This window comes from Streptomyces sp. NPDC057616 (assembly GCF_042800575.1).
Lineage (GTDB): Bacteria > Actinomycetota > Actinomycetes > Streptomycetales > Streptomycetaceae > Streptomyces.
Genome location: NZ_JBHVGU010000002.1, coordinates 345,002 through 364,914, shown reverse-complemented (window position 1 = coordinate 364,914; position 19,913 = coordinate 345,002). Strand labels below are relative to the sequence as shown.

The 19,913-nt window shown below is 70.4% G+C and carries 15 protein-coding genes; 8 read left to right on the top strand and 7 right to left on the bottom strand.

From position 1 onward, the window contains the following. Positions 1-159: 159 nt before the first annotated feature. The 3 genes from ACFU97_RS03470 to ACFU97_RS03460 all read left to right on the top strand — a co-directional run bounded on the left by ACFU97_RS03470 (position 160) and on the right by ACFU97_RS03460 (position 2,992). Positions 160-1,038, top strand: coding sequence for a ComF family protein (locus ACFU97_RS03470; RefSeq protein WP_384250258.1), 879 nt, complete (start codon positions 160-162; stop codon positions 1,036-1,038). Positions 1,039-1,348: 310 nt separating this feature from the next. Beyond that, positions 1,349-2,041, top strand: coding sequence for a ribosome hibernation-promoting factor, HPF/YfiA family (hpf, locus tag ACFU97_RS03465; protein WP_384250256.1), 693 nt, complete (start codon positions 1,349-1,351; stop codon positions 2,039-2,041). Positions 2,042-2,245: 204 nt separating this feature from the next. Continuing rightward, positions 2,246-2,992, top strand: coding sequence for a response regulator (locus ACFU97_RS03460; RefSeq protein ID WP_384250253.1), 747 nt, complete (start codon positions 2,246-2,248; stop codon positions 2,990-2,992). A 3-nt stretch (positions 2,993-2,995) separates the two neighbouring features. On the opposite strand, the gene ACFU97_RS03455 is transcribed toward ACFU97_RS03460, so the two are convergent. Together ACFU97_RS03455 and ACFU97_RS03450 are read right to left on the bottom strand one after the other, a co-directional pair. Continuing rightward, complete coding sequence (locus tag ACFU97_RS03455; protein WP_384250251.1) at positions 2,996-4,180, bottom strand: winged helix-turn-helix domain-containing protein; 1,185 nt, start codon at positions 4,178-4,180, stop codon at positions 2,996-2,998. 80 nt (positions 4,181-4,260) lie between these two features. Continuing rightward, complete coding sequence (locus ACFU97_RS03450) at positions 4,261-4,836, bottom strand: GNAT family N-acetyltransferase (protein ID WP_384250246.1); 576 nt, start codon at positions 4,834-4,836, stop codon at positions 4,261-4,263. Positions 4,837-5,118: 282 nt separating this feature from the next. Between ACFU97_RS03450 and secA the strand changes: the two genes are divergently transcribed. Beyond that, on the top strand, positions 5,119-7,932 hold the full coding sequence (secA, locus tag ACFU97_RS03445; RefSeq protein ID WP_384250243.1) for a preprotein translocase subunit SecA: 2,814 nt from the start codon (positions 5,119-5,121) through the stop codon (positions 7,930-7,932). A gap of 89 nt (positions 7,933-8,021) precedes the next feature. Here the strand turns inward: secA and ACFU97_RS03440 are convergent, their stop codons facing one another. Continuing rightward, positions 8,022-8,612: an Rv3235 family protein gene (locus ACFU97_RS03440; RefSeq protein ID WP_384250241.1), complete on the bottom strand. Its 591-nt coding sequence runs from the start codon at positions 8,610-8,612 to the stop codon at positions 8,022-8,024. A 312-nt stretch (positions 8,613-8,924) separates the two neighbouring features. Here ACFU97_RS03440 and ACFU97_RS03435 point away from each other — a divergent pair, with 312 nt between their 5' ends. Together ACFU97_RS03435 and ACFU97_RS03430 are read left to right on the top strand one after the other, a co-directional pair. Further along, a complete protein-coding gene (locus ACFU97_RS03435) occupies positions 8,925-9,440 on the top strand; it encodes a DUF6912 family protein (RefSeq protein WP_384250238.1) in 516 nt (171 codons plus the stop codon). Positions 9,441-9,556: 116 nt separating this feature from the next. Then, complete coding sequence (locus ACFU97_RS03430; protein ID WP_384250234.1) at positions 9,557-10,225, top strand: HAD family hydrolase; 669 nt, start codon at positions 9,557-9,559, stop codon at positions 10,223-10,225. A gap of 22 nt (positions 10,226-10,247) precedes the next feature. On the opposite strand, the gene ACFU97_RS03425 is transcribed toward ACFU97_RS03430, so the two are convergent. Further along, positions 10,248-10,814 carry a DJ-1/PfpI family protein gene (locus ACFU97_RS03425; protein ID WP_384250233.1) on the bottom strand — a complete coding sequence of 189 codons (567 nt, stop codon included), beginning with the start codon at positions 10,812-10,814 and terminating at the stop codon, positions 10,248-10,250. 578 nt (positions 10,815-11,392) lie between these two features. Here ACFU97_RS03425 and ACFU97_RS03420 point away from each other — a divergent pair. Next, positions 11,393-16,339, top strand: coding sequence for an NAD-glutamate dehydrogenase (locus tag ACFU97_RS03420; RefSeq protein WP_384250231.1), 4,947 nt, complete (start codon positions 11,393-11,395; stop codon positions 16,337-16,339). A 227-nt stretch (positions 16,340-16,566) separates the two neighbouring features. On the opposite strand, the gene ACFU97_RS03415 is transcribed toward ACFU97_RS03420, so the two are convergent. Continuing rightward, positions 16,567-17,415 (bottom strand): ABC transporter ATP-binding protein, encoded by an 849-nt coding sequence (locus tag ACFU97_RS03415; protein ID WP_384250229.1) that lies wholly within the window; start codon positions 17,413-17,415, stop codon positions 16,567-16,569. Next, entirely contained in the window at positions 17,408-18,325 is a 918-nt protein-coding gene (locus tag ACFU97_RS03410) for an ABC transporter permease (RefSeq protein WP_384250226.1), read from the bottom strand. Before ACFU97_RS03410 ends, ACFU97_RS03415 begins: the two co-directional genes overlap by 8 nt. Before the next feature lie 151 nt (positions 18,326-18,476). Between ACFU97_RS03410 and ACFU97_RS03405 the strand changes: the two genes are divergently transcribed. Next, entirely contained in the window at positions 18,477-19,103 is a 627-nt protein-coding gene (locus tag ACFU97_RS03405; RefSeq protein ID WP_384250224.1) for a TetR/AcrR family transcriptional regulator, read from the top strand. 48 nt (positions 19,104-19,151) lie between these two features. Here the strand turns inward: ACFU97_RS03405 and ACFU97_RS03400 are convergent, their stop codons facing one another. Beyond that, the gene (locus ACFU97_RS03400) at positions 19,152-19,835 is read right to left on the bottom strand and encodes a Crp/Fnr family transcriptional regulator (protein ID WP_384250221.1); all 684 of its coding nucleotides are present in this window, start codon (positions 19,833-19,835) and stop codon (positions 19,152-19,154) included. Positions 19,836-19,913: the final 78 nt, after the last annotated feature.

Here is a 19,913-nt window from a genome sequence, read left to right as displayed (position 1 = left end):
CGCAGGGCTGTCGCCCGCGCCCGGGCACGTCTCCGCAGGGCTGTTGCCCGCGTCCCGCGCTCGGCCGTCCCAGGCCCGCTTCGCGCCTGGGACGAGTTGTCCACAGGGAGTTTTCCACAGGGGTGGCCGGGTCACTCGGGCATTGGCACAGTGGTGGGCATGCGGGGGTGGTGGCAGGACCTCACCGACCTGGTGCTGCCGGCCGAGTGCGGAGGCTGCGGGACGCCTCGCACGGTGCTCTGCCCGGAGTGCCGTGCCGCCCTGAGCGGGGCCGCACCGGGCCGGGTGCGACCGGTGCCGGAGCCGCCCGGGCTGCCCGTGGTGCACGCGGCCGCCCGGTACGCCGACGAGGTCCGGGCCGCGCTCCTGGCCCACAAGGAGCGCGGCGCGCTGGCTCTCGCCGCACCGCTCGGCACGGCCCTGGCAGGGGCTGTGCGGGCAGGGATCGACCAGGTGCCGGGTGCGGTGGCGGCCGTGGACGGTGCGCCCGTGCTGCTCGTCCCCGTGCCGTCCTCGCGCGGGGCCGTGCGCGCACGGGGCCACGATCCGGCGCGGCGGATCGCGCTCGCGGCGGCAGGTGAGCTGCGGCGGGCCGGGACCGCGGCCCGGGTGCTCGCCGTGCTGCGGCAGAGGCGTGCCGTGGCCGACCAGTCGGGTCTCAACTCCCGGCAGCGGCTGGAGAATCTGGCGGGCGCGCTGACCGTGGCGCCCGGAGGCGAGCGGCTGCTGCGCGCCGGCCCGGTCGTGCTCGTCGACGACCTGATGACGACGGGCGCGTCGTTGACGGAGGCGGCGCGTGCCGTACGCGCTGCGACGGCGCAGGCGGAAGGGCTGATTCCGTACGGAGATTCAACTAGGCCCGTGTACACGGGAGCTGCGCGGGAAGTGATGGGGGAACAGAGCGTTGGATCAAGAGAAGAAGAGACCGGCCGAGGGCACGCAGTGCCGCTAATAGCGGGCGCGCGCGTCGCGGGTGACGTCGTCTGCGCAGCTGTGGTCGCAGCCCCGCCGGATTCTTTCGAAATAAACCGGAACTGACTGTGTAGTTGCATCGTTGCAGGTAATGAGAGGGTCAATTCACCTGAACGGAGGTACGCCGCAGTAGAGGGTGACGACATCCGTCCGGGCGAGATATGTTCGGTTGTGAGAGAAAGGCGCAGGCCGTCCCTCGCATACCCGAATGCCAGGCTGCGGGTTTTCACAATCACCCGCAGCGGTGGAGTGGAGATCTTGTCCGCGGGGGAGGAGGTGGAAGTCACCGAGTCCGAGGTTCCGGAGTTGCCGGAGCCTGGTGCAAAAGGGAGATGCTCCGCCGCCGAAGCGGAGTGATCCGGGAACGGAGTTCTGCGTGGACATCGTCGTCAAGGGCCGCAAGACCGAGGTGCCCGAGCGGTTCCGCAAGCACGTGGCCGAGAAGCTGAACCTGGAGAAGATCCAGAAGCTCGATGGCAAGGTGATCAGCCTCGACGTCGAGGTGTCCAAGGAGCCCAACCCCCGACAGGCCGACCGCTGTGACCGAGTGGAGATCACGCTCCGCTCCCGCGGTCCGGTGATCCGGGCGGAGGCAGCGGCCAGCGACCCGTACGCCGCACTCGACATGGCGGCGGAGAAGCTGGGCGCCCGGCTGCGCAAGCAGCACGACAAGCGGTTCTCCCGCCGCGGCGCGCGCAGGATCTCGGCGGCCGAGGTCCCCGACCACGTCCCCGGCGCGGCGACGCTCAACGGCCATGGTGAGGCGGTCCGGGACGACGAGCCGGACGGCGTGCCCACCAAGAAGATCGGCTCTCTCGAGGTGAAGGGCGAAGGCCCCCTCATCGTCCGCGAAAAGACTCACGTAGCAGCCCCGATGACACTCGACCAGGCCCTCTACGAGATGGAACTGGTCGGCCACGACTTCTATCTGTTCGTCGACTCCGAGACCAAGGAGCCCAGTGTCGTCTACCGGCGGCACGCCTACGACTACGGGGTCATCCACCTCAGCACGGACCCGATGGTCGCCCAGGCGCAGGCACCCGCGCCGGGCGGCACGCTGGGCGGCTGACGAGCGCGGCTGACGGCTGAGCCGGTGCCCCTGGAGCGCCTGTGCGCCCCCAGGGGCATCGGTGTGCGACCACTACGCGACCCGTTCGGTCACCGCGTTGTCGCCCGGGCATGGAATCATGGCCGCAACGGTCCAACCGGTGGGCCGTTGCCTTGGGTTGGCGTTGGCGCAGCACCACAGGCCACAGCCTCAGGGGGAGGAACGATGGCGGACAGCTTCGGACCGATGCATGACGAGGATGCCGACGACGGCGTCGTCGGCATGGGCCCAGAAGCGGGCTCCCCACGCAAGGAGCCGATCAGAGTCCTGGTCGTGGACGACCACGCCCTCTTCCGCCGGGGTCTGGAGATCGTGCTCGCGGCCGAGGAGGACATCCAGGTCGTCGGGGAGGCCGGGGACGGTGCGGAGGCCGTGGACAAGGCGGCCGACCTGCTGCCCGACATCGTCCTGATGGACGTGCGGATGCCCAAGCGGGGCGGGATCGAGGCCTGCACCTCCATCAAGGAGGTAGCCCCCAGCGCCAAGATCATCATGCTGACGATCAGCGACGAGGAGGCCGACCTCTACGACGCGATCAAGGCGGGCGCGACCGGATACCTGCTCAAGGAGATCTCCACGGACGAGGTGGCCACCGCCATTCGCGCGGTGGCCGACGGGCAGTCGCAGATCAGCCCGTCCATGGCGTCGAAGCTGCTCACCGAGTTCAAGTCGATGATCCAGCGGACCGACGAGCGCCGGCTGGTCCCCGCCCCGCGGCTGACCGACCGCGAGCTGGAGGTCCTCAAGCTCGTCGCGACGGGCATGAACAACCGGGACATCGCCAAGGAGTTGTACATCTCCGAGAACACCGTGAAGAACCACGTGCGCAACATCCTGGAGAAGCTGCAGCTGCACTCCAGGATGGAAGCGGTGGTCTACGCGATGCGGGAGAAGATCCTCGAGATCCGGTGAGGCTCAGCCCAGCGCGCGGGTGAGTTCCGCGGCCAGGGGCTCGCGCAGTTCGGGTGCGTCCACCCGCTCCACGCGCACGTCCGTGCAGTCCACCCAGGTCGCCGCCTCGATGAGGGCCTGCGCGACGGCCGGGACCGCCTTCGGGCCGTCCAGCGTGACCTGCCGGGCCACCAGGGTGTGTCCCTCGCGGGCCGGGTCGACGCGCCCGACCAGCCGGCCGCCGGCGAGGACCGGCATCGCGAAGTAGCCGTAGACCCGCTTGGGCTTGGGGACGTAGGCCTCCAGGCGGTGGGTGAAGCCGAAGATCCGCTCCGTGCGCGCTCTTTCCCAGATCAGGGAGTCGAAGGGCGACAGGAGCGTGGTGCGGTGGCGGCCGCGCGGCGGGGTCTCCAGGGCCGCCGGGTCGGCCCAGGCCGGCTTGCCCCAGCCCTCCACCGTGACCGGGACCAGGCCCGAGTCGGCGATGACCGCGTCCACCTGCTCGCCCTTGAGACGGTGGTAGTCGGCGATGTCCGCGCGCGTGCCGACGCCCAGCGACTGGCCCGCCAGACGGACCAGGCGGCGCAGGCACTCCGTGTCGTCCAGCTCGTCGTGCAGCAGCTCCTGCGGGATCGCACGCTCGGCGAGGTCGTAGACGCGCTTCCAGCCCCTGCGCTCCACGCACACGACCTCGCCGTACATCAGCGCGCGCTCGACGGCGACCTTGGCGCCGGACCAGTCCCACCACTCGCTGGTGCGCTTCGCGCCGCCCAACTCCGTGGCGGTGAGGGGGCCTTCGGCGCGAAGCTGCTTGACGACCTGGTCGTAGGCGCCGTCCGGGAGTTCGTGGTTCCAGTGCGGGCGGCCGCGGTAGGCGCGGCGGCGGAAGGCGAAGTGGGGCCATTCCTCGACGGGGAGGATGCACGCTGCGTGCGACCAGTACTCGAAGGCGTGCGGATGGGCGGACGGGGCCTTCCAGTAGGCGCTCTCCACGGTCTTGCGGCCCACCGCGCCGAGCCGGGCGTACGGGATGAGCTCGTGGGAGCGGGCCAGGACCGAGATCGTGTCCAGCTGGACCGCGCCGAGATGGCGGAGGACGCCGCGTACTCCGGCCCGGCGGTCGGGACTGCCGAGCAGGCCCTGGGCGCGGAGCGCGATACGGCGGGCGTCGTCCGCCGAGAGGTCGGTGAGGGGGCGCGGGGTCGTCATGGTCCGCACGATAGAAGGCGGCACTGACAATCGCCCGCGACCTGCGGATACGTCAGCGGAAGGCCGGTGTCGAGGTGCGGCTAGGCGCCCGGCGCGGGCAGATAGGGCGCCGTCGAGGGCAGGCCCAGGTCCGAGGGCAGCAGCGACCCCACCCAGCAGTCCCGGCGCCCGCCCTGGTGGACGATCGCGGAGCGCAGGACGCCCTCGACGACGAAGCCGGCGCGCTCCGCCACCGCGCGCGAGGCCCTGTTTCCGACCTCCGCGCGCCACTCCATCCGGTCGACCGACAGGTCGGTGAAGGCCCAGCGGGACGCCGCGACGGCGGCCTCCGTGACATAGCCCCTGCCGCGGTACTCCTTGGTGCCCCAGAAGCCGATCTCGGCCACGCTCAGGGAGTGCATGGTCAGGCCGAGCATGCCCACCAGTACCTCCCCTTCGGGGAGGAAGAGGCCGAAGGTGAGCATCGAACCGCTCGCCCAGCCCTCGGGGACGAGCTGGTGGGTGAAGGTCCGTGCGTGCTCCGGGAGATAGGGGGAGGGGATCGTCGTCCAGCGCAGGATGTCGGGGTCCTGCGCGGCGGCGTGCACGGCGTCGGCGTGCTCGGGGCCGACCGTGTGCAGCAGGAGGCGGGCCGTCGTGAGCGTCACGGGTTCCATCGGCCGATTCTGCTTGGACGGTCGATGAAGGCGCCATCTTTTTGGCCGTGCGTGAGCGGGTGATCACAATTCGCGCAATTCGGCGGCGGGGTGCGGCACCATCCGCCGGGCCCGTCCGTTGTCCCTTTTGAAGAAGATTTTGAAGCGGTGCGAGGTGCCTCCTGCGGTCGTCGTCCCGGCAGGCTCCCGGCTTGGTGGGGTCCTCGCATACGATGGCCGTTGCTCAGTACGTCAAATGGAAACCGACCGTCCCAGGCCCGACCGGCAAGGAGACCAACCCCCGTGTCCGTCCTTTCGAAGATCATGCGTGCAGGCGAAGGCAAGATCCTGCGCAAGCTGCACCGCATCGCGGACCAGGTCAACTCCATCGAAGAGGATTTCGTCGCCCTCTCCGACGCCGAGCTGCGGGCCCTCACCGATGAGTACAAGCAGCGCTACGCGGACGGCGAGAGCCTGGACGACCTGCTGCCCGAGGCGTTCGCCACCGTGCGCGAGGCGGCCAAGCGCGTCCTCGGCCAGCGCCACTACGACGTGCAGTTGATGGGTGGCGCCGCGCTCCACCTCGGCTATGTCGCCGAGATGAAGACCGGTGAGGGCAAGACCCTGGTCGGCACCCTGCCGGCGTACCTGAACGCGCTGTCGGGAGACGGCGTCCACATCGTCACGGTCAACGACTACCTGGCCGAGCGTGACTCCGAGATGATGGGCCGCGTCCACAAGTTCCTGGGCCTGGAAGTCGGCTGCATCCTCGCCAACATGACGCCGGCCCAGCGCCGGGAGATGTACGGCTGCGACATCACCTACGGCACGAACAACGAGTTCGGCTTCGACTATCTCCGCGACAACATGGCGTGGTCCCAGGACGAACTCGTCCAGCGCGGGCACAACTTCGCCATCGTCGACGAGGTCGACTCCATCCTCGTCGACGAGGCCCGTACGCCGCTGATCATCTCCGGCCCGGCCGACCAGGCCACCAAGTGGTACGGCGACTTCGCCAAGCTGGTCCTGCGCCTGAAGAGGGGCGAGGCGGGCAACCAGCTCAAGGGCGAGGAGGAGACCGGCGACTACGACGTCGACGAGAAGAAGCGCACGGTCGCCATCCACGAGCCCGGCGTCAGCAAGGTCGAGGACTGGCTGGGCATCGACAACCTCTACGAGTCGGTGAACACGCCTCTGGTGGGCTACCTGAACAACGCCATCAAGGCCAAGGAGCTCTTCAAGAAGGACAAGGACTACGTCGTCATCGACGGCGAGGTCATGATCGTCGACGAGCACACCGGCCGCATCCTCGCCGGCCGCCGCTACAACGAGGGCATGCACCAGGCGATCGAGGCGAAGGAAGGGGTGGACATCAAGGACGAGAACCAGACCCTCGCCACGATCACCCTGCAGAACTTCTTCCGCCTCTACAACAAGCTCTCCGGCATGACCGGTACGGCGATGACCGAGGCCGCCGAGTTCCACCAGATCTACAAGCTCGGTGTGGTCCCGATCCCGACCAACAGGCCGATGATCCGCATGGACCAGTCGGACCTCATCTACCGCACCGAGGTCGCGAAGTTCGAGGCGGTCGTCGACGACATCGCCGAGAAGCACGAGAAGGGCCAGCCGATCCTCGTCGGTACGACGTCGGTCGAGAAGTCCGAGTACCTCTCGCAGCAGCTCTCCAAGCGCGGCATCCAGCACGAGGTGCTGAACGCGAAGCAGCACGACCGTGAGGCGACGATCGTCGCCCAGGCGGGCCGCAGGGGCGCCGTGACCGTGGCCACCAACATGGCCGGCCGTGGTACGGACATCAAGCTCGGCGGCAACCCCGAGGACCTCGCCGAGGCGGAGCTGCGCCAGCGCGGCCTCGACCCCGAGGAGCACATCGAGGAGTGGGCGCAGTACCTGCCCGCCGCGCTGGAGCGGGCCGAGCAGGCCGTCAAGGCGGAGAAGGACGAGGTCGAGGAGCTCGGCGGGCTGTACGTGCTGGGCACCGAGCGGCACGAGTCGCGCCGTATCGACAACCAGCTGCGTGGTCGTTCCGGCCGCCAGGGCGACCCCGGCGAGTCCCGCTTCTACCTCTCGCTCGGCGACGACCTGATGCGGCTGTTCAAGGCCCAGATGGTCGAGCGCGTGATGTCGATGGCGAACGTCCCGGACGACGTGCCGATCGAGAACAAGATGGTCACGCGCGCGATCGCGTCCGCCCAGTCGCAGGTAGAGCAGCAGAACTTCGAGACCCGTAAGAACGTCCTGAAGTACGACGAGGTCCTCAACCGCCAGCGCGAGGTCATCTACGGCGAGCGCCGCCGCGTCCTGGAGGGCGAGGACCTGCAGGAGCAGGTCGGCCACTTCATGGACGACACGATCGACGCGTACATCTCCGCCGAGACCGCCGAGGGCTTCGCGGAGGACTGGGACCTGGAGCGCCTGTGGGGCGCCTTCCGGCAGCTCTACCCGGTGAAGGTCACCGTCGAGGAGCTGGAGGAGGCGGCCGGCGACCGGGCCGGTCTGACCGCCGAGTACATCTCCGAGTCCATCAAGGACGACATCCACGAGCAGTACGAGCAGCGCGAGACGCAGCTCGGCTCCGAGATCATGCGTGAGCTGGAGCGCCGGGTCGTGCTGTCGGTCCTCGACCGCAAGTGGCGCGAGCACCTCTACGAGATGGACTACCTCCAGGAGGGCATCGGCCTGCGCGCGATGGCGCAGAAGGACCCGCTGGTCGAGTACCAGCGCGAGGGCTTCGACATGTTCACCGCCATGATGGAGGGCATCAAGGAGGAGTCCGTCGGCTACCTGTTCAACCTGGAGGTCCAGGTCGAGCAGCAGGTCGAGGAGGTCCCGGTCGAGGACGCGGCGCCGGTCGACATGGCCAAGCAGGACGCCGTGCCGGCGCAGGCGGGCGCCCGTCCGGAGATCCGCGCGAAGGGCCTGGACGCCCCGCAGCGCCGCAACCTCCACTTCTCCGCGCCCACCGTGGACGGCGAGGGCGGCACCATCGAGGGCGACTTCGTCGGCGACGACGAGCCGGTGCGCTCCGAGGCCGACGGCCTCACGCGCGCGGAGCGCCGCAAGCAGGCGCGTGGCGGGCGTCGCCGCAAGAAGTAGCGCAGAAGCAGGAACAGACAGCGGCGCCCGCGGCGTCGCGGCGGCTTGAAGGGCCGGGTCCCCTCGGGGGGATCCGGCCCTTCTGCGTGCTAGTCGTCGCCCGTGGGGCGCGGGGGCCGGGGACCGCCCAGCTCCACCGCCGTGCAGCGCCAGCGGAGGTCCCGGCCGCGTTCCAGACGGAAGGCCATGGCCCGCAGCTGGTCGCCCGCGCCGATGCGGGCGAAGGCCTCGACGGCGCCGGGACGGGCCTCGTAGTAGCCGATGTCGCGGACGACCGGGCGGGCCCCGCGGGCGCGCAGGGGGCTGCGTTCGGCGAGCCAGGCCAGCTCGTCGTAGGCGCGGCCCGCGGTGTGCCCGAGCATCGCGTGGACCGGGCGCAGGCCGCTCAGCACGGCGACCAGGAGCTCGGCGAAGAGGTCGGTGGGGCGGGGCTGGGCCACGGGCCCGGTGAGTGCGGCGGCCGTCGCCCCGGCCGGCGCGCTGGGGACCGCCGGCGGACGGTTGTCGGCGGGCCGGGTGCCGGGGGATAGGGCGCGGGGCGGGCGGCCGCCGCCCGGTGCGGTACGGGTCCGGGTGCCGCCCGGCGTGCGGGGCGGGGTGCCGCCGGGGCGGCGCGGGTCGCGGCGGCCGGGCGGGCGGGATCCCGGCTGGTGCTGTGCCCTGGTCATGACCTTGTGCATGCGCGTCCCCGTTCGGTGGGGCCGGTCCATACCGGCCGGTAACTTGCTGTCGGGGATCTTGTACGGGGCGCGGGACGGCGGCGGCAAGCACCCGCGGACCCGGGGTGGGGCGGCCGGAATGTTCACCTATCAGGGTGACGGCGGGGGTGTCCGGGCCCATGATCACGGGGGTGCGCCGGGTGAGTCGCGAGGCCGGAAGTGGACGCTCCCGGGCCGGTGGGCGGGGACTCGAAAGGGGACGCGCGCACGTATCCTGAAGGCCCTCCGAGCGGCGCGTGGAGCGCCCAGCCACCGACCAGGAAAGCAGCGGCCATGCGCGTCTACGTCCCCCTGACCCTCTCCGGTCTCGCCGAGGCGTACAAGACGGGAGAGCTGGGAGCGGGGCCGCTGGTCGCCTACGCCGTCACGCCCGCCCTGCGCGAGTGGTACGTCTCGGACGACATCGAGGAGCTGGAGTACGCGGCCCTGAACCGCGCCGCTCTGGCCTCGCTGCGGCTCCTGGCCGCGGACGCCGGGGCGGCTCGCCGCCGGGTCGTGGTCGCGGTCGACGTGGCCGACGGCGCGGCCGCCGCCGACCCCGACCGGGGCCTGGACCCGGCCGCGCTCGGCGAGGTGCGGGTCACCGGGCCCATCCGGCTCGCCAGCGCCGCCGCCGTGCACGTCGACCTCGACGACGCGGAGGCGGACGTGACCGCCGCGGCGGGGGCGCTCGGCGCGGCGGACGCCGGGGACGACGACGCGCAGTTCGTCGTGGACGGGGCCGAGGACCACGAGCTGCTCTGGTACGCGACGCAGGAGATCCCCAACCTGGTGGGGCTCGGGGACTGAGTTCCGGCCGCGCCTCGCCCCCTGACCTGCCCGGCCGACCTCGGGCCCGCGCCCGCCCACACACCCCCTGACCTGCGAAGCTCTTGATTGTCAGTGGCGGCGGGTACTTTTTTGGCATGGGGAAGAAGACAGGGGCGGCGCACATCGTCTGGGACTGGAACGGCACGCTGTTCCACGACAACGACGCGATCATCGGGGCGACGAACGCGGCCTTCGCCGAGCTGGGCATGCAGCCGATCACGATGGAGCAGTACCGCGCGCTGTACTGCGTGCCGGTGCCGAAGTTCTACGAGCGGCTCCTGGGCCGGCTGCCGACGGACGCCGAGTGGCTGGTCATGGACGAGACCTTCCACCGCTACTACGCCGAGCAGCGGGCCACCTGCGAGCTCACGGCGGGCGCCACGGACCTGCTGGCCGGGTGGCAGTCGGCGGGCCGCAGCCAGTCGATCCTCAGCATGTACGTGCATGACGAACTGGTCCCGCTGGTGCGGAGATTCGGGATAGAGACGCACTTTCTGCGGGTCGACGGGCGCACGGGACCCTCGGGCGGCAGCAAGGCCGAGCACATGGTGCGCCACCTCGGCTCGCTGACCGACGTGGACCCGACCCGGACGGTGGTCATAGGCGACGCCGCGGACGACGCGGTCGCCGCGCGGCACGCCGGGGCGCAGGCCGTGCTCTACACCGGGGGCTCGCACAGCCGGGCCAGCCTGGAGGAGGTCGGCGTGCCGGTGGTCGACACGCTGGCCGACGCCGTGGCGGAGGCGCAGCGGCTGGCGGCGTGACCGCCACCGCCGCGCCGCCGGATCACGTCACCGGCGCCTTCGCGCGCAGCACGGTCATGAACTCGCGCATCCAGCTCGGGTGGTCGGGCCAGGCGCGGGAGGAGACCAGGGTGCCGTCGACCACGGCCTCGGTGTCCTGGAAGTCGGCGCCGGCGGTCTGCATGTCGGGTTCCAGCGCGGGATACGCGGTGACCCGGCGCCCGCGCAGGCTGTCGACCGCGGCGGTGAGCAGGGGGCCGTGGCAGATCTGGGCGACCGGCTTGTCCGCGTCGAAGAAGGACTTGAGGATCTTGCGGAGTTCCGGGTCGTTCCGCAGGTACTCGGGAGCACGCCCGCCCGGGATGACGAGCGCGGCGTACTGACCGGGGTCGACCTCGGCGAAGGCGAGGTCGGCGGGCCAGGTGTAGCCGGGCTTCTCGGTGTAGGTGTCGAAGCCGGGTTCGAAGTCGTGGACGACGAACCGCAGCTTCTTGCGGGAGGGGGCCGCGATATGGACCTCGTATCCCTCCTCCTGGAGGCGCTGGTAGGGGTACAGGACCTCGAGCGACTCTGCTGCGTCGCCGGTGACGATGAGGATTTTCGCTGTCATGTCGGGCCGCTCCCCTCGGGCGGGCGGGTGCGCTGTCCTGGGCAAGGTGCCTCGCGGGTGCGGCCTTGCCAAGAGGTCCGGTCGTTTTCGTGCAAGGGGGATCAGATGAAGGGCCTGAGTGACCGACCCGCACGACAGTGGGGTCCGTGCCCCTGTGCAGAGTGTCAAAGTTCGACCCCTGGTTTTGTACACATACGGCTCATGACGGGCCCCCCTTGGTGAGCGATAGCCTTGTGGCGTGATCAGCGCGATATCTCGCGGGGGCAGTGTTGCCCCTGCCCCGCGCCCGGTGAGCACGGACCACCTCCGTGACCGGGCGGCAGTCGCTGGTCCTCGCGGGCGGGACGGGGTCGCAGGGGCCCCCAGGACGCCGTACACACCCCGGAAGCGAATGCCGCAGCGATCGGCGTCACACTGCGCGGGCGTGTCGAAAATGGCTGATAACCCCCCGCTCATCTCGCCTTGCGGCATAGCGTCGGAGCAGACCGGAGAACCCGGGCCGAGGCGTCGCACCGCAGGGGAAGAAGCCGTACTTCCTTCTACGTCACGCAACGGCGCGCGACAGGAGCCAGAGGACAATGCAGACCAAGCTGGACGAAGCCAAGGCCGAGCTGCTCGAAAGGGCCGCCCGGGTAGCTGAGAACAGCCCGGTCGGGGGGCACCTACCGACTGGGACGAAGGAAGAGGGCACCCCGGACCGGGACACCGTGCTCGCGTTCCTCCAGCGCTACTACCTGCACACCGCCCCGGAGGACCTCTCCGACCGCGACCCGGTCGACGTCTTCGGAGCAGCGCTCTCGCACTACCGGCTGGCCGAGAACCGCCCTCAGGGCACGGCCAACGTACGGGTCCACACGCCCACGGTGGAGGAGAACGGGTGGACGTGCAGCCACTCCGTCGTCGAGGTCGTCACCGACGACATGCCGTTCCTGGTCGACTCCGTCACCAATGAGCTGACGCGGCAGGGACGCGGCATCCACGTCGTCATCCACCCGCAGATCGTGGTCCGCCGGGACGTCACCGGCCGGCTCATCGAGGTGCTCACCTCGCACACCGGCGGCGAGCTGCCGCACGACGCGCACGTCGAGTCCTGGATCCACGTCGAGATCGACCGCGAGACCGACCGCAGCGACCTCAAGCAGATCACCGCCGATCTGCTGCGCGTCCTGTCCGACGTCCGTGAGGCCGTCGAGGACTGGGACAAGATGCGGGACGCGGCGCTGCGCATGGCCGACGAGCTGCCCGCGGAGCCGGTCGCCACCGACCTGCGCGAGCAGGACATCGAGGAGGCCCGGGAGCTGCTGCGCTGGCTGTCCGCGGACCACTTCACCTTCCTCGGCTACCGCGAGTACCAGCTGCGCGAGGACGACTCGCTGGCCGCCGTGCCCGGCACCGGCCTCGGCATCCTGCGCTCCGACCCGCACCACTCCGAGGACGAGGGCCACCCGGTCAGCCCGTCCTTCGAGCGGCTGCCCGCCGACGCCCGCGCCAAGGCCCGTGAGCACAAGCTCCTCGTCCTGACCAAGGCCAACAGCCGCGCGACCGTGCACCGGCCGTCGTACCTGGACTACATCGGCGTCAAGAAGTTCGACGCGGACGGCAACGTCGTCGGCGAGCGCCGCTTCCTCGGTCTGTTCTCCTCCGCCGCCTACACCGAGTCGGTGCGCCGGGTTCCGGTCATCCGCCGCAAGGTCGAGGAGGTGCTGGAGCGCGCCGGCTTCTCGCCCAACAGCCACGACGGACGCGACCTGCTGCAGATCCTGGAGACGTACCCGCGCGACGAGCTCTTCCAGACCCCGGCCGCCGAGCTCGAGTCCATCGCCACCTCCGTGCTCTACCTCCAGGAGCGCCGGCGGCTGAGGCTCTACCTGCGCCAGGACGAGTACGGCCGCTACTACTCCGCGCTGGTCTACCTCCCGCGCGACCGCTACACCACCGGCGTCCGGTTGCGGATCATCGACATCCTCAAGGAGGAACTCGGCGGTATCAGCGTCGACTTCACGGCCTGGAACACCGAGTCGATCCTCTCCCGTCTGCACTTCGTGGTCCGCGTCCCGCAGGGCACCGAGCTGCCGCAGCTGTCCGACGCCGACAAGGACCGCATCGAGGCGCGCCTGGTGGAGGCCGCGCGCTCGTGGGCCGACGGTTTCGCCGAGGCACTGAACGCCGAGTGCGGCGAGGAGACGGCCGCCGAGCTGCTGCGCAAGTACGGCAGTGCCTTCACCGAGGGCTACAAGGCCGACCACACGCCGCGGGCCGCGGTCGCCGACCTGGTCCACCTCGAGGAGCTGAGCGAGGCCCAGGCCAGGGGCGGCAAGGACTTCGCCCTGAGCCTGTACGAGCCCGTGGGCGCCGCGCCCGAGGAGCGCCGGTTCAAGATCTACCGCAAGGGCGAGGCCGTCTCGCTGTCCGCGGTGCTGCCGGCCCTCAGCCGGCTCGGCGTCGAGGTCACGGACGAGCGGCCGTACGAACTGCGGTGTGCGGACCGCACCACCGCGTGGATCTACGACTTCGGCCTGCGCATGCCCAAGGCGCAGAACGGCAGCGGGGACTACGGCGGCGACGACGCCCGCGAGCGGGTCCAGGAGGCCTTCGCCGCGACCTGGACCGGCAAGGCGGAGAACGACGGCTTCAACGCGCTCGTGCTCAGCGCCGGCCTGACCTGGCGCCAGGCGATGGTGCTGCGGGCGTACGCGAAGTACCTGCGGCAGGCGGGCTCCACCTTCTCGCAGGACTACATGGAGGACACCCTCCGCAACAACGTCCACACCACCCGGCTGCTGGTCTCCCTGTTCGAGGCGCGGATGTCTCCGGACCGCCAGCGCGCGGGCCACGAGATCGTCGACGCCCTGCTCGAAGAGGTCGACGCGGCCCTCGACCAGGTCGCCTCGCTCGACGAGGACCGGATCCTGCGGTCCTTCCTGACCGTCATCAAGGCGACGCTCAGGACGAACTTCTTCCAGGAGGCGACGGGCGGCAAGCCGCACGAGTACGTCTCCATGAAGTTCGACCCGCAGGCGATCCCGGACCTGCCGGCGCCCCGCCCGGCGTACGAGATCTGGGTGTACTCGCCGCGGGTGGAGGGCGTGCACCTGCGCTTCGGCAAGGTCGCGCGCGGCGGTCTGCGCTGGTCCGACCGGCGTGAGGACTTCCGCACCGAGATCCTCGGCCTGGTGAAGGCGCAGATGGTGAAGAACACCGTCATCGTGCCGGTCGGCGCCAAGGGCGGCTTCGTCGCCAAGCAGCTGCCGGACCCGGGCGTGGACCGGGACGCGTGGCTGGCCGAGGGCATCGCCAGCTACAAGACGTTCATCTCGGCGCTGCTCGACATCACCGACAACATGGTGGCCGGCGAGGTCGTGCCGCCGCAGGACGTGGTCCGGCACGACGAGGACGACACCTACCTCGTCGTCGCCGCCGACAAGGGCACCGCGACCTTCTCCGACATCGCCAACGGCGTCGCGGAGACGTACAACTTCTGGCTGGGCGACGCCTTCGCCTCCGGCGGCAGCGCGGGCTACGACCACAAGGGCATGGGCATCACCGCCCGCGGCGCCTGGGAGTCCGTCAAGCGGCACTTCCGGGAGCTGGGCGTCGACACCCAGAGCGAGGACTTCACGGTCGTCGGCATCGGCGACATGTCCGGTGACGTGTTCGGCAACGGCATGCTGCTGAGCGAGCACATCCGCCTGGTGGCCGCCTTCGACCACCGGCACATCTTCATCGACCCGAACCCGGACGCGGCCACCGGCTACGCCGAGCGGCGCCGTGTCTTCGAGCTGCCCCGCTCGAGCTGGGCCGACTACAACACGGACCTGATCTCCGCGGGCGGCGGCGTCTTCCCGCGCAGCGCCAAGGCCATCCCGGTCAACGCGCACATCCGCGAGGCCCTCGGCATCGAGGGCAAGGTCTCCAAGATGACGCCGGCCGACCTGATGAAGGCCATCCTGCTGGCGCCGGTGGACCTGCTGTGGAACGGCGGTATCGGCACCTACGTGAAGGCCTCCACCGAGACGCACGCGGACGTCGGCGACAAGGCCAACGACCCGATCCGCGTCGACGGCGCCGACCTGCGCGTCAGGGTCGTCGGCGAGGGCGGCAACCTGGGCCTGACCCAGCTCGGCCGGATCGAGTTCGCCCGCCAGGGCGGCAAGATCAACACGGACGCGATCGACAACAGCGCGGGCGTGGACACCTCCGACCACGAGGTGAACATCAAGATCCTGCTCAACGGCCTGGTCGCGGACGGCGACATGACCGTCAAGCAGCGCAACAAGATCCTCGCCCAGATGACCGACGAGGTCGGCAGCCTGGTCCTGCGCAACAACTACGCGCAGAACACGGCGATCGCCAACGCGCTGGCCCAGTCCAAGGACATGCTCCACGCCCAGCAGCGCTTCATGCGCCATCTGGTGCGCGAGGGCCATCTGGACCGGGCGCTGGAGTTCCTGCCCACGGACCGCCAGATCCGCGAGCGGCTCACCCAGAGCCAGGGCCTGACGGGTCCGGAGACGGCCGTCCTGCTGGCGTACACGAAGATCACGGTCGCCGACGAGCTGCTGCAGACCTCGCTGCCGGACGACCCGTACCTGCGCACGCTGCTGCACGCGTACTTCCCGACGGAGCTGCGCAGCGAGTTCGGGGACCGGATCGACAACCACCCGCTGCACCGTGAGATCACCACGACCGTGCTGGTCAACGACACGGTCAACACCGGTGGTACGACGTATCTGCACCGGCTGCGCGAGGAGACCGGCGCCTCGCTGGAGGAGATCGTCAGGGCGCAGACCGCGGCCCGCACGATTTTCTCCTCGGCCCCGGTGTGGGACGCGGTGGAGGCGCTCGACAACCAGGTCGAGGCGGACGTCCAGACCCGCATCCGGCTGCACTCGCGCCGGCTGGTGGAACGCGGCACGCGCTGGCTGCTCAACAACCGGCCGCAGCCGCTCCAGCTCGCCGAGACGGTCGACTTCTTCGCCGAGCGCGTCGGGCAGGTCTGGCAACAGCTCACCAAGCTGCTGCGCGGCGCGGACCTCGAGTGGTGGCAGCAGATCTACGACGAGCTGACCGCCGCCGGCGTCCCGCACGAACTCGCCACGCGCGTGGCCGGGTTCTCCTCCGCCTTCCCGGCGCTCGACATCGTCTCGATCGCGGACCGCATGGGCAAGGAGCCGATGGACGTCGCCGAGGTGTACTACGACCTCGCCGACCGGCTGCACATCACCCAGCTGATGGACCGCATCATCGAGCTGCCCCGCGCCGACCGCTGGCAGTCCATGGCCCGCGCCTCCATCCGCGAGGACCTGTACGCGGCCCACGCGGCGCTCACCGCGGACGTCCTGGCCGTCGGCAACGGCGCCTCGACCCCCGAGCAGCGCTTCAAGACGTGGCAGGAGAAGAACGCCGCGATCCTGGGCCGGGCGCGCACGACCCTGGACGAGATCCAGGGCTCGGAGACGTTCGACCTGGCCAACCTGTCGGTGGCGATGCGCACGATGAGGACGCTGCTGCGCACGCACTCGTAGCTCCCGCGACGAAGAGGGCGACAGAAGGGGGCGCCCCCAAACCGCCGGGCCCGGGGGACCCCCTTCTTTTTTTTTTGTTTTCCCTTTGTTTTGGTCCCCCTTCCCTTCCCCCCCTCCTTTTTTCCCCTTGTTTTTTTCTTCTTTGCGGCTCCAGAGGAAGGGAGGGAACGAGAGGGGGGCGCCCCGAGCCGCCCGGCTCGGGGCGCCCCCTTTCGTGCGCGCGTGCTTCAGCTGGGCTGCGGCACCTTGGCCGTGACCACCTTCGGCTTCGCCTTGGGCTTGTCGCTCTTGTCGCCGGTGAACGCCTCGTACTCCTTCATGACGTCCTCGGTGGGGCCGTCCATGCGCAGTTCGCCGCGCTCCAGCCACAGGACCCGCTCGCAGGTGTCGCGGATCGACTTGTTGTTGTGGCTGACCAGGAACACGGTGCCCGCCTGCTCGCGCAGGGCGCGGATGCGCTGCTCGGAGCGCCGCTGGAAGGACCGGTCGCCGGTGGCGAGGGCCTCGTCGATGAGGAGCACGTCGTGGTCCTTGGCGGCGGCGATGGAGAAGCGCAGCCGGGCCCCCATGCCGGAGGAGTACGTCCGCATGGGGAGGGTGATGAAGTCGCCCTTCTCGTTGATCCCGGAGAAGTCGACGATGTCCTGGTAGCGGGACCTGATCTCCTCGCGGGACATGCCCATCGCGAGGCCGCCGAGGAAGACGTTGCGCTCGCCGGTCAGGTCGCCCATCAGGGCCGCGTTGACGCCGAGCAGGGAGGGCTGGCCGTCGGTGTAGATGTGGCCGTTCTCCACCGGCAGCAGGCCCGCGACCGCCTTGAGCAGGGTCGACTTGCCGGAGCCGTTGGTGCCGATCAGGCCGATCGCCTCGCCCTTGTAGGAGACGAAGGAGACGTTCTTGACGGCGTGCACCTTGCGGACGCCCGCAGCCTGCTCGGCGTGCTTGCGGCGCACGATGCGGTTGAGCGCGGCGGTCGCGGAGCCGCGTCCGGCGCCGGTGCCGTTGACCCGGTAGACGATGTCGACGCCGTCGACGACGACGGTGGGGATGCGGGTGTCGTTCACGTGATCAGCCACGGCCGTACGTCTCCTCAGCCTTCCAGAAGTAGATGAAGCCGCCGACGCCGGCGAGCAGCGCCCACCCGGTCGCGAGCGCCCACACGTGCGGCGGCAGCTGCTTGGCGTGGAAGCTGTCGATCAGGGCGTAGCGCATCAGGTCGATGTAGACGGCGGCCGGGTTGGCCTTGAGGACCGGGGCGACCCAGTGCGGCAGACCGCTGCCCTTGCCGGTCAGCTTGTCGATGTTCCACATCACGCCGGAGATGTACATCCAGGTGCGCAGCACGAACGGCATCAGCTGCGCGATGTCCGGCGTCTTGGCGCCCATCCGGGCCATGATCATCGCCACGCCCGCGTTGAAGGTGAACTGCAGCACCAGGGCGGGGAACGCCAGTACCCAGGAGAAGGCGAGCGGCACGCCGAAGCAGAGCAGGATCACGACCAGGGCGGCCATGGAGAACAGCAGCTGCTGCAGCTGCTGGAGGCAGAAGGAGATCGGCAGCGCGGCCCGGGGGAAGTGCAGGGCACGGACGAGGCCGAGGTTGCCGGAGATCGCGCGCGTCCCCGCCAGGATCGAGCTCTGCGTGAACGTCCAGATGAACACGCCCGTCACCAGGAACGGGATGTAGTCCGGCACGCCCTTCTTGGTGTGCAGCAGGACACCGAAGATGAAGTAGTAGACCGCCGCGTTCAGCAGCGGGGTCATGACCTGCCAGACCTGGCCGAGCTTCGCCTGGCTGTACTGCGAGGTGAGCTTGGCGGTGGCGAAGGCGGTGATGAAGTGGCGCCGGGCCCACAGCTGCCGGACGTACTCGGGCAGGGAGGGGCGGGCGCCGCTGACCGAGAGGCCATGACGGGCGGCCAGCGCCGTGAGGTCGTCGTCGGCCGGGGCCGGCGACGGGGGCGGTGTGTGGAGGACCTGGCTCACATCCGCTGCTTTCGCTCGGGGGGAGGCGTTTCTTTACGCTTCTGTTGACGTTCTTTTACGTCGGGACGGGACCGTATCGTCGCAACGTGAGCGTAGGCCCAATCGACGTCGGAACGCAACCGTTTCGTCGTTACGCCCCTATGCTGGTCGCATGACGACGAACGCCGACGAGCCCCAGACGCGTCCGCGCCGCCGCACTCCCGCGGGTGCGGCCGTACTCCGTGAGGACGTGACGGAGGCCATCCGGGCCGCCGTCTTCGAGGAGCTGGCGGCCGTCGGCTATGCGCGGATGTCCATCGAGGGGATCGCGCGGCGCGCGGGCGTCGGCAAGACGGCGGTGTACCGGCGCTGGCGTTCCAAGCTGCACCTGGTGCTCGACGTCGTCTCGGCCATAGCGGTGATGGGTCTGCCGACGCCGGACACGGGCAGCCTCGAGGGCGATCTGCGGTTGCTGTACGAGGTCACCTCGCGGGCCCTGCGCCACCCCGTGGCCTCGCAGATCATCCCGGACCTGCAGGCCGAGGCGGCCCGCAACCCGGAGATCGCCGAGGCCATGCAGAAGACCCTGCGGGAGGGCCAGGAGGGCGTGGCCAGCAAGATCCTGGTCTCCGCCGAGCAGCGCGGCGAGATCCGGGCGGGGTTCGACGACGAGCTGGCGCTCGACCTGATCTCCGGCCCCCTGTACTGGCGCTCGGTGGTGATCCGCAGCCCGAAGCTGCCGAAGGGCTACCTGGCGTCGCTGGCCCGTGCCACGGCGGCGGCGGTCAAGGCGCTCTGACCGGGCGGCGGTACGGCGGTAGGGAAGCGGGCGGCCGCCGACGCGCCGTCAGCGGGCGCCGGGCGCGGCCCGCAGCGCCAGCAGCTCAGGTGCGAGGATCTCGATCCGGCCCGCCCGGGCCGGCCCGACGAGACCGTCGCGGCGCAGGCGCGCGAGGGCCCGGTTGACGGTGACCCGGGTGACCCCGAGCAGATCGGCGAGCTCGCGCTGACCGCCGTCCAGGACCACGTGGCCGTCCGCGGCCGGAGCCTGCAGCAGCCAGGCCGCGAGCCGGGCCTCGCACGGCAGGGTCACCGTGTCCGTCAGCCGGTCCTGCTGGGCGCGGGCCTGCGCGGCCAGCAATCGCAGCAGGTGCGCGCGTACGGCCGCGGAGTCGTCGAGCAGCGCCGTGAAGCGGGCCCGCGGGATCGCCCGCACCGTGCAGGGGGTGAGTGCGGTGTACGTCGCCGTGTGGCCGGCCCCGTCGAGCAGCGCCACCTTGTCCAGCGCGCACGGACCGTCCCACGCCCCGAAACGCACCACGCGCCCGCCCGAGGTCACGGCCGACGCCGCCGTGCGCCCCTCCAGCAGGACGAGCAGGTGGTCGGCGGGAGCGCCCTGCACCCGCAGCACCTCACCCGTGCCGTACCGGCGCCCGACGGAGGCGCTCCACAGGCCCCGCAGCCCTTCCGCCGGCAACGCCGCGAAGAGCGGCACGTCACCCAGCCGCCGCCAGTCCTCCGCCCGCTCCACGCCGCCTCCTCCCGCCGGCGGCGCCTGTATCGCCCGATACAGCGCGGCCCGCCGCACCGGTCCTAGTCTCGCGGCCGT